Genomic DNA, 13720 nt, shown 5'->3' with positions numbered 1-13720 from the left:
CACAGGTATAGTATAAATCAGTAGCTACCTGTTTTCTCGACTCTTAGTTTTGTCAACTTTAGAGAGAATTTCTTTCACTTGGTCCAATGAAACCCCATATTTAGCTGGATTCTCTCGGATTACTTCAAATAGTAGTTCCCTATGATCTACGGGTTTAACAGGATGACCGGTTGAAATTGCAGCGAGAAATTCTTTGAAACCCTTCTCGTCACGTAGTTCACCCAAGATTAGTCTTGGTAGTACTGGATCTTTTTCAATCATCATTAGAATCTCCTTTATGTTTAGCTATTCTTAGGTACATCTGTTAGACTGCACTCTACTCCACAAATCAACTCAATGATTATTTATGATCAGTGATCAAGTCCACGCCCATCGCCAAATCCTCAGCTTTTGGATGCCATCCTGTTTAAAATGTCTCGTTAGTGAGGCCTTGAAATCCAAATCTTTCTGTCCATTCTAGCGATTTTGTCTAAATCTAGTAGTTTTCTACGCTGTTATGTTAATGCGTTTAGGACTCAAATATAGATTAACATTTATCTGGAGAATGACAACTGGGTACCACCCTTTTGTAATACACAAACCAAAAAAAATCGTCTTTAAGGGGTGCTATTAATCTTTAGAGTTCCTAAACTCATAATAAAGGATGGTCAGATACAGTACCGATCCCGGAAAAATATAGTCGATTTAGACAATACCAAGCCTCCCTTCTGTAAAGCGGTGACAACTAGATTTATGCATGCTTAGACTACTCTCCATACATTGTATCCTCTAATATTGCTTCTAGCTCAGCTCGTATTTCATCGGGTGTCATTGTTTCAACCGGCTTGTACTCGCCATACTTATTGTAGTCTCCACTATCATCATACCCTGGCGTTTTATCCATGTAAGTATCTGTACTTTGCGTGTTTCCACTATAGGAGTCGCTTTCTCGAGATGATGATTGTTTTTGTTCAGAGCGGTAAGATGCGTATGAGTCCTTTACCATCTCTCCGTTTTTGTACAGTTTTATGTAATCATCGAAGCTTATCATTGGATCACTGCGTCCTTCTTCATATGATTCATGGGTATATTTGTAATATGAAACCAAGTCAGCGTTGTGACCGGTATAACCTCTAGGTATAGCATAAAGTGATTCAAGTGATTTCTCATCTTCTCCGTCCTGTCCATATACATGGTACATGGCATACTTGTAAATCATCTGAATATCCTTGCTTGGATTCGAGAGCTTTTCCACCAACTCTGCTACCTCAGTGTATTGGCCAGTTGCTAGATATCCATTAATGGTGGACCAAACCTGATCATCTTCAGGCATGAGTTGAGCTGAAGATTCTCCTTTACTAAACTCATAAGAGTACTCAACCATTTTCCCCCATATCTCGTCATCCTTCACATACTCTCCGGACAGATTGATGCCTTGTTCACCTATAATCTCTTTCACATTTTGAGGTTGTACATTGGCTGTAGGTGTAGAGATTGAGACAATATACTTACCATCCGGAAGCCCCTTCCCGCCTGAAGTAAACAGCTCACTTTGAAACATACTGTTATAGACATAGGCCTTCGACTGAGCGCTGTATCCTCCTTCACTCTTCACGGATAACATCAGTTCCATATCTGCCGGCAGATTCGTATTACCACTAATCGCGAGTCGATCATCTCTATCGAATTCTGCATTCACAGATATCTCCACCTGGATGGGCTGCTGTTGCTCCGTTTTTATCTCTTCAAGCTCCACTTGTTCAGACTTATCGGATGAACATCCTGCAAGGATCATTAGTAGTGCACTTGATAACATAAACATTCTTAAATACTTCATATGTATTCTCCTTTGATATTGCTTCGGGTAATTAGGCTAATGTTGGTGTACCAGACATGATTGTGATTGGGTTTTAGCAAGAAAAAAACCTCACTAGTCAGACTGACTAGCAAGGCATAGGCTGGATTTTAAAAGCTTCCCAACCAGGTGTTCCAAGCTTCTTTATTTGAAGGCTTACCTGAATCATTTAATTTCATATAGTCCAGTAGTTGATCCAAGTTATTTGAATGGTTAACTCGATAATCCTGTATAAATTGCAACATTGCTTTGTAAACCATTAGATCTAGTGGTGAGTATGTTGGGGAATCCGTTGCTCCCCCATCTCCGTTACCATTTCCTCCACCGACCGGTACTTCAGGAGGTGCAACAGTCACAGCGTCTGCCGAAGTAAACGTACCCGTATCTCCAATATAGGTAGGATAACTAATCGCAATTTCTCCTGTAAGGCTACTCCCAACCCGACCGATGTTCGGTTTCTCAAGAGTCGTTATTTCCCCGCGGCTATCTACAATTCCTTTTAACGCGGGGATCGTCAAGCGTGTAGGGAAATTTTTTGTATATGATAAGGGTTTATATTGGATGCTTTGAGATAAATCTGCAAAAGTTGGTCTTACTGTTTGGAATGTTGGTTTGATTCCTAATTCTTTCACCACTGCATGGTAAGCAGCGAGAGCGTTAGGGAATTTTTCATTTGCTAAAGTCGGAGGTAACGTGAAGGGAACATTGAAACTCACCGACACACGACCCATCGTATCTACACTTACACTTTGAAGGATCATGTCTCGCCCAGTAGAAGTACCCATAAAGCCAAGATCTCCAACTATGTTATTTCCGTAGTTCACCATAGAAGCTAGAATAATAGACTTTACAGTTGCAACTTTGACTATTTTATTTGCTTTAATTAGTGCTCCCGCACCGAAATATTCATCGAATTTTTTCACAAGATAAATTTGTGCATCTGAGTCCCATTGAAGACTGTATTTTCTATTTGTCCCCCAAAGATCATCTAAACCCTTGATTGAGGAAGTAATCGCGGCTTTTGTAGACGAGTCCGCATCTTGCCAAGCCTGTATTCCAAAATCATGCACTTGCTCCATAATAGCGGGTTCAATACCGGTTGCGTTCCCCGCTGCTGCAAGGAGTGCTGTTCCACCCCACTGCATGATAGCACCCGCTTCCAGTTCACCAGGAGCAAAGTCTGTACTTGCAGCCTCCGCTTTCACTTGTATCGCTACCACAAACAATAGAATGAACACGTTAAAAATAACAAAAGTCCTTTTAAATTGATTAAGCTTTTGATGATGCACTTGGTATTCCTCCTAGTATGTATGTCTCTTTCGATCATTGAAGTTCTATAACATTCTTATATTACCACCAACCTCTCCAGCAGGATAAATCTAACAACTTTCATATTATCTCAGATAAAACATTTAGAGTAAATACGATACAAGTCCAATGAATTACGCTTTCGTGACTCATTACTTTTTTTGTTTGGTTGTTAATTGATGATAATAATTACCTTTATTAATGAGAGGAACAAAGGCAACAAGTTCTCAGCTAGGGAGTGCTGGAACACTGTTGATTCCCCCTTTGTTTCTCAAAACTAATAATAAGGGAGCAATTATAATGGCATATACATTCTCGACTGTTACAGCATCAAACGGAGTAAAACTGTACGCAATTAAGACAAGTCCAAAAGAGGTATACATTAAATGGATCGGACCATCTTCTGTTCCAGCTCAATCCACTTATGGTGTTAACGGTGGTTTCTTCGAAGGATCACGTTTGCTTCAGATTGCCGTGAATAATGGTAACACTGTCGCACCTACAGGCCAAGGTACAGGCGGTTCAGAGAACGTAAGTCATGCACGAGGTACATTGGTCTGGGATGCTAAATACGAAGAACTCTCGGTACAAGTCGTTAAAACAACGAGTGAACTTGCACTCGGTAATCGAAATAGCTACTGGGCCCAAGGCGGGATCAGTTTGAAATTATCAAGTAGCGAGTCAGTATGGAGAACTCAAGCCAATAAAGAGAACATACAGAATCCAGATGGTGGTGCCTGTCGTACTGCAGCAGTATACAACAACACTAAGAATCTCTGGCTGGTGGTTACAGATACTAAAACAACTGCTGCCAAATTCCGGGCCGCTATTCTAGAGAAAATTGGATCGGGGACTCTAGTCGATGGTATCATGCTGGACGGAAGTGGATCTTCGCAATACAAAGTAGCAGAGGGCTCTTATAGTGGGTCTGATTCAACACCACGCCCGGTTTATCAAATGATGGCACTACGCTAAAACAAAGTTCAAAAGAAGCCGGACGATTCCAATTCGGCTTCTTTTTTTATTTATCTGTAACATTTTCTGACTACTATCGTTATTTACTTATATATACAATTTCAACATAACACAGAAATGAGGGATATAACATGAAAAAGAAAACATCAACTATCTTACTATCGGTGGCACTCGTAGTGGCACTTTCTGCTTGTGGAAACGCAACAGAGAATAGTCCGGAAGCTAATCAAACTTCCAAACAAGAGAACGGAGCAACTGAGGAACAAGCAGCCACTGAGAAACCAGCCGAAACAAAGGTTGAATTTGAAAAAGGTGTCTTCATAGACTTGGAAAAAGAAAATAATCCTTTGTTAAACGAACAAATTAAGGCAGTTTTGAAGAAGAATCTTGATGCTCAAGTTAACTTAGATGAAGAAGCCTTCCGTAGTACTTTTAAAGACTTAAAGACCGCAGATGCATACATGGGAACCTTTGGAGGGGAATATAAATTTACTAAGATTTATAATATTTCAGAAGATAAAACCAAAGATCAAATCTTAGTAAACGTAACCGGAGAAATGTTAAGAGATAATGCAATTGAAGATGCAGCCATAACCTATTATTTTGCGGCTGATCCAGAGGGGAAATGGAGCATTGTGTCCATAGACTGAACTTATAATTGATAAAAGCTATTCTAGCGAAATCCAGCATCCAGCGTAGGTAATAGCCTGATCAGATGGGTTTTCATTTAACGATGCACAAAGGATCATCTGCACTCAAAACAAGATGTAGATGATCCTTTGCGATAAGAATTGAACATAATTAAACTCAGTAATTCTTTAAGAATCATGAAATAGAAGGATAATAGAATGCCGGTTCTCTGAACAATTGTATAATAACACTATCATCTGAGGAGGCTAATTTACAATGGATCATATCTCTCTATAAATCGCACCATCTTTATGAAGATCATTCCTTTTATAAAAATTTATCAATCTCTGCATCTCAACCTCTGATATTCCAGGGCTTCCAATCGTTCCATAGATATGATTTGCTTTGTCTTTATACAATACACTCTTCCTGAATTGCTCCCATGTTAAATGTGGTAATTTGTTGAACGATTGTAGATTATATTCTTCTATCTTCTTATTAAATACTGGGATCAGGTCCATGAGTAAAGACAACATAAAAGATCCATGATTTTTCCCTTCCTTATGTGAAGTTATAAATACAATATGCAACCCTCCATCCTTGATAGAGAAATTAATATTTGAACGAGGATCAATTACTTCACGATGTGAAAGATAGAGGTAACAGCCATCTTTGATATTAAAGTCATCACAATTAAAATAAGTACATGTGATTTCTCCATCTTTGTCTTCTTTGAAGTTAAAGACAAGGTTATTTTTGTATTTAAATCGTTTCTTCAGATCTCCTATCAGTATGTGCTGTGATGAAACTCTTTCTAGTAATGCATCCATTTCCATTTGCTTATTAGATAATACGTATTTTTCATGTTCAACAACCTTATTGCAGCTTGATGGTTCTAATTCACATGTAGCACGAAGAATTGACCTCTCAGTCCTAAGGAATTCCTCGACTTCATAATCAATTTGGTAGTTTAACACATCATCAATAGTTTCAAAGTTAAGGCAATCCTGTTTGAGCTTTTTATAATACTGATCTACCTCACTCATTTTAGAGTCTATCCATTTTTGATGCTCTTTTACTTTTCCCCATTGATCGATTCGACAAGAATCCATTCTTTCATTAAGAAGACAATGTGTTCGTCTTATGTACTTTTTCAAAATGTATATCCCCCCTGATTGGATAAAAAGCACCTCAGATTCATGTTAACACTTTAGCACGTGGCCAAACTTTATTACTTGCTCAATAGGCTATGACGATCTTGGTTCCCTCCGTATACTTGATTCTTAGCAGCCGGCACGAGCATGGAACAGATGGACTTGAACAAAAAAATACTGTTAATTATATCAAGGCACATATGGAATGTGGATATACTTCTATTCTCGAATATTTCACAAATACCGATATCCCCAAAATTACAGATCCCCATCTAGCGTTAGTTGCTCTTGTCTAACAACAAGATCATTGAACTTTTCACGTAGGTCATCCACTGTTATTTTTGGTTTGACAATATTCATGACTTTGTGGTTTTCCATTTCATATTTATTGATCCACCATGCTTCCATGCTGCTTAAATAATTCATGTTTCCCTCTTCATTTAAAGCCGGATCTCTTCGTACGGTGCTTAATACCGAAAAATTCAAATCGCAAATGTCTCCCTTCAGGCCTGATTTAATATGTTCTTGCCAACGGAAAGCGGGTATGTACCTACTCTTACCGATATAATGCATGTCTTCTTTCCGATTGTATATTAAGTAGATGTAGCCATATACCGCACCCTGATCACCTTCCTCTCGAGATTGAAATTCCCCTTCCTGATTTGATTTTATTCGGTAATAATTTTGTTGGCATGTGCCGCAGCAAAAATATGCTGTGATAGTGAGATCCAGGAAAACATCATCCCCAGATTGGTAACCGATTCTTGGACCAATATATGCCCTAGGAAAAGTACTGGCCTTTCCCTGTATGTCTCTTAAACAGACAAAGCATGATGTATTGATCATGGCATAAAAACGATTATAGAAGAAGCGCTCACTTTCCATGATAATGGCATACATACCGCTCTTTCCTTTTTTCGGTTTAGCAAATCCTATGTGCTCACTAGTTGCCTTACAATACCGATCTTTTACTAGCTCTTTTACACTTTCTCGGTCAGCTGAATCCTTTGTATAGAATTCATCAAGCATCACACCTTTATCCGATTGATCTCTCTCAAATTTGTAATCAAACACACGTATCCAATAGTAATTGGGTTGCAGCAGCTCCTGATTCATCTTAACTCCTCCATTCTGAATTTTAGGTTGATACCTTCTCTGTGAAGGCTCATATCTTTATTCTATTTAGATTCCGAAAAAGTAAAGAATGCTACCCTCAAATTCTGAGAGTAGCTGTGCAAAGATGACTAAATACGATACTGAAGTACAAGTATTGCCGCAATGACACAACTTCTAGGGGAACTCTGCAACAAAACACTTACACCCTCTAACGTAATCGTCCATAAATTGTTGGGGTTATTATAGTGGTATTGGTTTGTCACTCCTAGAATATGAACCAAGTTGTTTATATACCCACCGGCATCCTGGTAGAGTACCTCATGTGTTACATAGGTTAAAGCATTATGATCACTACAGGGGGTAAATTCAGATAACTTGCAAACATACTCTGCTTTTTGTGGATTGAACCAGATCTTTTCGGCAAGGGGGTTGTTGTATTGTCGATAATCATCCATTAGGTTGTACCCCAAGCACCGTGCAATAATTCCATTCAGTTGCTCGTCAGTCATAGCAGACAACTGTGAGAGTTTATGGTTCATTTGCAGACCTCCATCCGGATTAGGACAGCATGGATCGGGTAACTTAAAGATTTTATATAACCTCACATTTATACAACCCATTTGTTTGTTTGCATCCCCCCATTTTGGAAATATGGATTGGTAAATACGCCCCTCCTTTGTAGACCAATCCATAGGCCTTCTGTTAGGGGCATCCGCAGTACAAATTGAAGAAGAGTCCCCTCACAGGTAGAATATAATGGATTTTAAAAATGACAACTCCGCCAATATGGGTATCATTAAGACAGAAAAAAACACCCACATTATTAGGGTGTCAGAGAGTTATAAATCATTTGTATTCATATACTTCAATTAGATCTAATCCTTCTCTACTCAAAAACTCATTCATAGTGTCACGAAATTGATGAACCTTCAGAATTAGAGCACTCCGGAGTGTATCAAAATAGGTACGTCCTTTAAATGGTTCACTGCCTTCGAAAATATCAACATTTTGATACAACCATCAAATTTATCTTCAGGGAACAGTACAATTCGAATTTTCGAGAGGCTAATTACATTTAAAAAATCTCCCATCAGATGTTTAGGGTTGGTTTGATTCTCAATTTCGATTCCAAAGAGATGCACCGGCCGAATATTATGTAAGGGTCTATAATTCCCTAACTCTAATTCATGTAAATTGGCTTCGGACAGATTACACAATCTCTTCTTAATCTCCCGGATGAAATCACATTGTTCGAACGTATGGAACAGACTTCTATCGGTTGGTAATCTGTATGCCCCCAAACTTCGCTTCTTCTTCGTCTTGGTTAAAGCCGTAGGAGTAATAGCCAGATCTACCCTAGAGGGGGAGATGTTAAATGGCGTGTATTCATGGGAAGTTATTGATTGTATTCCCCCCCACTATGAGTACTTAAAGATTAGGAACTTTGTTTAGCAATAAAATAAGAAAAGAACCAGCTCATATTAAGCGGAGCTGGTTCTTTACTGACAAATGAAATACTGTACATGGTCTTAGGAACCTTCAAGTACCTTATCCTCAATTACAGGGGCTGGTATCTCTTTGATCTCAATTGATTCTTCAGGTCCAAAGCTCTGAATCTTCACTGGCATAGAATCCAAAGATTTGTACTCTTCGGTTTTCGTTGAATTAGCAACAATTTTTCCGTTTTTATCCTTCTCGTAAATGACACGTTGTGTTGGTAAGCCGGTATTCAAATCAATCGTTACTATTTCTTTGTGGAGATCATCTTCTGAAATAGCCTTTTGTTCGTTACCTCCGGCAGTAGACAAGGATTGTACATCATTTGTCTCGAGGACTTTCCAGTCCTGGCTTTTCAATTCTTCTTTTGCATTCTCCAGAAGGGAGATCTGAAGCAATTTTTCATTTTCAGCAGCTAGGTTTTCTGGCATGGTCCAAGTATTTCCAACCAATTTACCTGTCTCAAAATCCCGTCCATACGAAGTGATTTTTTTTCCGCCATCTTCGATAATCAACTTATTATGAAGTTGGTTATCACGATATTCCTCAGTGATTTCAATCAAGTTAACTCGGTCCCGGTAACGTACTGTGTAAGATCCGTCTTCTGACGTTTGTTTAATATATTCCACTTTACCTTGAGTTGCCTTATTTGCTGCGCTTACAACATCACTTTGAGCGCTAACTACGGCCGGTTGGTTAAAATACATGTAACCACTCACGGTTACAGCAACAAGTGGTATGGTAAGTAGAGAAATGAATGTTTTTTTCTTCACAGGTTGAGTCCTCCTTTTTGTTATACGTATATATACTCAACGTATTATTCCGCTTTTAAGTTCCATCCATTTACATATCCACTATCAAAGTTTCCTGATGAGTTAGAACCGGCTTGATGATCTTGTAATCTCCAAGCATTGGGATTACATGTAGATGCCCTCAGTTCCGCATCATAAGATTGTAAATAATAATTCTCGCTAAGTCCTTTCACGAGATTGCTCATATTACTACAGTCATTCGAGTACATTGGTGTTGGTCTGCTCGTTTTGGCTACAGCTGTATAATAATAATTGAAAGTTTTAGACCCAGTAGTATTGTACCAAGCAGCCCAACCTAATGCTGCATTAGCGTAGTATCCGATGCTACCATCTGGATAATAATTTCGAATCCATGCAAAACCATCTGATGTCGTCACACCACAGGCACCAGATGGGCAATATTCCACGATGTCTGTCCCATTACTCACCTGTCCAATGATTGGGTATGAAGTGCCGGCACCACTTCGGATATTCAGCCCAGAAGTTTTAACATCATAAACGTACGTCTTTTTGTCCCACGAGCTCAGGGCAGCATCAACTTTACCTGTTGGCAAATAAAATGATACGACTGCAAAGACAAATAAGACGAGAAGCTTACTGCATACATTAATCCATTTTACCACAAATATTTACCTCCCCCAATTTTTGTTCAAAAGTATATTACCATATCCATCCTTTAAATTTGTTACAATTTGTAATTAAATATAAAATAATATATTTTTATGTATGATATATCCAATATTTGTTTTGGATTTTTTTGAGGCCTTATCTACTTCATAAAAGCTAATAACCATAATCAAAATTCATTCTATCTCAGAGTGCGGTCCTTTTTTTAAACAGAAAAAAGCCACATAACTAGCGACTTATAATGTATTTTACAATTATATTAAATCCCCTACATAAGAATTCCCTGGTAGGGTCTCTTTTAGAGGGGGATGCCGTCTTGGTTAGCAGACAGCCCATGACATGTATAGTCATGTATCTTGTGATAATATGGCAAACTTTCAGGACGTTTAGAACGTTTAATACTCATCTGATCACTTCTGATCTTGGAGCCCTAGGTATATTTAACATAAGTTTATATGTACTGACTACCCTTGATGCTAAATCAAACACAATTTGGTACGCGATCGTCGTGGGGTTTTCTTCATTCTTCGTCCAGAACTCCCCCCTTAGTTAGTTATTAAACAGTCATTGATTCTATATGGAATTATCGATACGTGACTAAAGACAACAGATAGGTCCATTTAGCATTATCCGCAGAGACAAAGCAACGGTGTGTCTGATATAGAAAAGCTGTATTCCATAATAGTTGCACTTTTTCTCACAAAAAAGAGTATTCCTAAAATAGGAACACTCCTTCAAAGAAAAATAATTCTATGAACAAGAACTACTCTATCAATTCGTATTTAGTTACCAAATCAAATTGCCCAATAACTGTAATTCCTTCAACATCATACAATGGGATTGTTCGAGTAGCATTGTTGGATTGCATTTGTTCTAAACCCTCTTCAATGGAATTTACTTCAGGTGTCAGGTCAACAGCTTTAACGTATCCATTTAATCCATTAGTTCCAACAGCAGCTATTAAGTCAGGTTCAACTCCAATTGTTTGTTCAGATAAAGCTGAACCATATGTATCTCCATTATTATTTACATCATACTCAGACTTGAGTTTTAATGCTTCGACTACTAGCGAACTCTCAATTTCGTTTCCAAAAAAAGCATTAATCGATTTAGCGGATGTTATTTGTAATTTAGGAGATTGATAACCAGTAAACCTATCATATCCATTACCATTGTAGAATTCTCCAATACTATGAGAATAGTACGTCCCTACTTTACTTACAGCATTCGAGTATACATAAAATGAAGATACTTTGACAGGATTGTATGTCATCTTACTTGCAACTTCTAAGTTCCCTGAGCTATTGAATAATCTTGCCATACTCCCCATATATCCCACAGGGACATTAACCCCATTTGCTTTAACGGTAGCTACTGCTTCTACAGTTTTTCCTGTTGAAGGGAAACGTTCCCATATTTCTGATGTAAAAGTATACTTTTCTCCATTGATTTTAGGAGTTGCATAGGGATCAGAAGCGGTATTAGCAAAAGCTGATGATGAAACCAAAAACAAAGACAACACACTGGTCATTAAAATACTACCTCTTTTAAATGTCTTCAAATTCATGGTACTTTTTCCTCCTTGTTGTTTAACTAATTTTGGATTTATGTGTTATATCATTAATCCCCATTTGAGCCAAATTTGAATTGACCAATTACCGTCTTACCATCTGATTTATATAATGGAATGGATTTTGAGCCTGCAGCATCAGCAGATTTTTGGTATTCCATAGCTTCTTCAGGCGAACTTACTCCTGGAAGTAAATCTGAAGACTTTACATATCCCTCGACACCCTTTTCGTCGACAGCTTTAATCAGGTCCGGTTCTTGTCCAATACCAGGCTTGAACGGCCCTTCACCATAGGTTTGTCCTTGCTCGTTAACTGGATAAACGGAAGAGGATTGATCTTTTATTGCATACGTATCCGGTACAGACTCTGCTTTCAATGCATAATTCACAGCGAAAGCAGTGGGTACAAGAATTGCTACAGCCACTGCCACAATTGCACTAGTACGGAAATTCTTATTCATAATAAACATAACTCCCTTCATACTTATTTTAGTATCACTCAGTATTAAAAATCATTTGATCTTTTATTTATTAAGATGTATTACATACGTTATTTAATCCAAATATATCCTTTAAATTACATTCATTTATAATCGCTTGTATAATTAACCTTATAAGAATAATAACACATATGTTACTTTATGGAAAGAGATGAATCCAATCAATGAAAAGTACGGTCCTTTATTTAAACAGAAAAAAAGCCACATAAATAGCGACTTATAATGCAATTTTCAATTATATTGAATACTCCTACTTATGAACTTCCTTGGTAAGGTCACAACATGCGGGGGATGACGTCTTGGTTAGCAGACTCCCCCTCATGTATCCTGTGATAATATGGCACTTTGCTCAGGCCGTTTAGAAATAATCTTCCGGTCTCTTCTTTTCTTGGAGCTCAAGGGTAATTTTTAATATGGGTTTAAATGTACTGACTGTTTGTGACGCTGAAGATAAATCCAATTCATAGCCCATATCGAATAAAGCGTAGTTGGTATACGGTTCTAAACCATCGACATCATGTACACCTGAATAGACTACGCCATTGTATCCAATATGGCTACAGCATGCCCCGATGTAATTAGGCAATAGGTACGCGGACTTCACTTTTGTTTGTTCAGTCTCTATATTCGATTCACTGAAGAACCCTTGAAACTCTGGATCAAATCCACCCAAATCAAATAAACGAAGTTCTCTCCTCATAATCGTAAAAGTCGCAATATCAATTAGCTGGTCATGCGTTGGATTAATTTCATAAGGAATAGCGTTCTTTGAATCCGCAAGATACAGAACAGGTACACCAATGAAATTATATCGCCCGTGTGACGATTTGCCGGCAGGAGCTGTCCATAAATCACGAATACTAAAAGGCTTGTTAGAATCCGTTACCCTAGTCCTCCCCCGGTACAGATCCATTTGACCTGCGGTTATGATTCGGATATTTCCATGCTTATAATGTTCTTGCAAAACATTATATATGGCTATTCCTGTTTTATGTTGATACGCAAGCATCGGATTTGTTCTGAGAACTTCTCGGAAATCCTTTAGTTCCTGAACACTGATCTTTTCCCCATATTGTTCAGCAAATTCAGAGAACTCTTTCGCTTCAAATCCATAGAACGTGTCTACTTCTTGTTTCATATAGACGTCGATATCCTCAGAGAATGTTCCTCCAAGCTGATCTTTTCTATCTGCATGGTTTTTTCCAAAGCCACACGGACACTGTATAAGTGAGAGAAACAGGGGAACAACACCATGCTTCTCGTATAGGTACTCACCTGCTTTATAATAAGAGCCTCCAGAATACTGTGGGTCCGGATCATCATTAAGTTTAACAGCCAATGCACTCATTTCATTACCATAACAATGCTCGCATCCACCAATATCTTCAGAAAATTTATCTGCAATAGGTATAAGGAATTGCTCTTCTACACTAAGCATGTTATATTCCTCATTCTCAGTCATTTGTTGATGACAGATCTCGCAGCATACTTTGCTTTCAGCTGAGGCAACGTGGTTCTGTACAAATCTCTCATACAATGTTATCGATTTCCATACCGTTTTAAAGAAAACAAAAATATCCATGGCACATGATGAACATACAGTACGATCGTCTAAATTGTTTAAATGGTATATCATTTCAAGCTTCCCATTTCCGGCGTTAATAACGTTCTTCTATATCTTACTATGTTGCTCCTTG

General features: G+C 38.2%; 13 protein-coding genes. 2 read left to right on the top strand and 11 right to left on the bottom strand.

The genetic code is table 11. From position 1 onward, the window contains the following. Positions 1-24: 24 nt before the first annotated feature. From CRO25_RS25545 to CRO25_RS25535, 3 genes are all read right to left on the bottom strand, one after another. The gene (locus CRO25_RS25545; protein ID WP_079696918.1) at positions 25-261 is read right to left on the bottom strand and encodes a hypothetical protein; all 237 of its coding nucleotides are present in this window, start codon (positions 259-261) and stop codon (positions 25-27) included. A 484-nt stretch (positions 262-745) separates the two neighbouring features. Next, on the bottom strand, positions 746-1816 hold the full coding sequence (locus tag CRO25_RS25540; RefSeq protein WP_079696917.1) for a hypothetical protein: 1071 nt from the start codon (positions 1814-1816) through the stop codon (positions 746-748). 128 nt (positions 1817-1944) lie between these two features. After that, positions 1945-3123 carry a hypothetical protein gene (locus tag CRO25_RS25535; protein WP_079696916.1) on the bottom strand — a complete coding sequence of 393 codons (1179 nt, stop codon included), beginning with the start codon at positions 3121-3123 and terminating at the stop codon, positions 1945-1947. Positions 3124-3442: 319 nt separating this feature from the next. On the opposite strand from CRO25_RS25535, the gene CRO25_RS25530 reads away from it, so the two are divergent. Beyond that, entirely contained in the window at positions 3443-4117 is a 675-nt protein-coding gene (locus tag CRO25_RS25530; RefSeq protein WP_079696915.1) for a phosphodiester glycosidase family protein, read from the top strand. A gap of 131 nt (positions 4118-4248) precedes the next feature. After that, positions 4249-4767 (top strand): hypothetical protein, encoded by a 519-nt coding sequence (locus CRO25_RS25525; RefSeq protein ID WP_079696914.1) that lies wholly within the window; start codon positions 4249-4251, stop codon positions 4765-4767. A 261-nt stretch (positions 4768-5028) separates the two neighbouring features. Here the strand turns inward: CRO25_RS25525 and CRO25_RS25520 are convergent, their stop codons facing one another. The 8 genes from CRO25_RS25520 to CRO25_RS25475 form a co-directional block, all read right to left on the bottom strand. Continuing rightward, the gene (locus CRO25_RS25520; RefSeq protein WP_079696913.1) at positions 5029-5904 is read right to left on the bottom strand and encodes a hypothetical protein; all 876 of its coding nucleotides are present in this window, start codon (positions 5902-5904) and stop codon (positions 5029-5031) included. Between the two features lie 255 nt (positions 5905-6159). Next, positions 6160-7017, bottom strand: coding sequence for a hypothetical protein (locus CRO25_RS25515; RefSeq protein ID WP_079696912.1), 858 nt, complete (start codon positions 7015-7017; stop codon positions 6160-6162). A gap of 128 nt (positions 7018-7145) precedes the next feature. Further along, positions 7146-7556: a hypothetical protein gene (locus tag CRO25_RS25510; protein WP_079696911.1), complete on the bottom strand. Its 411-nt coding sequence runs from the start codon at positions 7554-7556 to the stop codon at positions 7146-7148. 990 nt (positions 7557-8546) lie between these two features. Further along, the gene (locus CRO25_RS25500) at positions 8547-9287 is read right to left on the bottom strand and encodes a hypothetical protein (RefSeq protein ID WP_079696909.1); all 741 of its coding nucleotides are present in this window, start codon (positions 9285-9287) and stop codon (positions 8547-8549) included. A gap of 44 nt (positions 9288-9331) precedes the next feature. Continuing rightward, complete coding sequence (locus tag CRO25_RS25495) at positions 9332-9949, bottom strand: SH3 domain-containing protein (RefSeq protein ID WP_079696908.1); 618 nt, start codon at positions 9947-9949, stop codon at positions 9332-9334. Between the two features lie 767 nt (positions 9950-10716). Next, positions 10717-11520 carry a peptidase gene (locus CRO25_RS25485; RefSeq protein WP_079696906.1) on the bottom strand — a complete coding sequence of 268 codons (804 nt, stop codon included), beginning with the start codon at positions 11518-11520 and terminating at the stop codon, positions 10717-10719. 53 nt (positions 11521-11573) lie between these two features. Beyond that, positions 11574-11984: a hypothetical protein gene (locus CRO25_RS25480; protein ID WP_079696905.1), complete on the bottom strand. Its 411-nt coding sequence runs from the start codon at positions 11982-11984 to the stop codon at positions 11574-11576. Between the two features lie 397 nt (positions 11985-12381). Further along, positions 12382-13605 carry an RES family NAD+ phosphorylase gene (locus CRO25_RS25475; RefSeq protein ID WP_218843448.1) on the bottom strand — a complete coding sequence of 408 codons (1224 nt, stop codon included), beginning with the start codon at positions 13603-13605 and terminating at the stop codon, positions 12382-12384. Between the last annotated feature and the right edge of the window lie 115 nt (positions 13606-13720).

Origin of the sequence: Paenibacillus sp. RU5M, assembly GCF_900221055.1 — a bacterium.
GTDB lineage: Bacteria > Bacillota > Bacilli > Paenibacillales > Paenibacillaceae > Paenibacillus > Paenibacillus marchantiae.
Note: the sequence above shows the minus strand (reverse complement) of the source record. Positions and strands in the feature narration are given on the sequence as shown.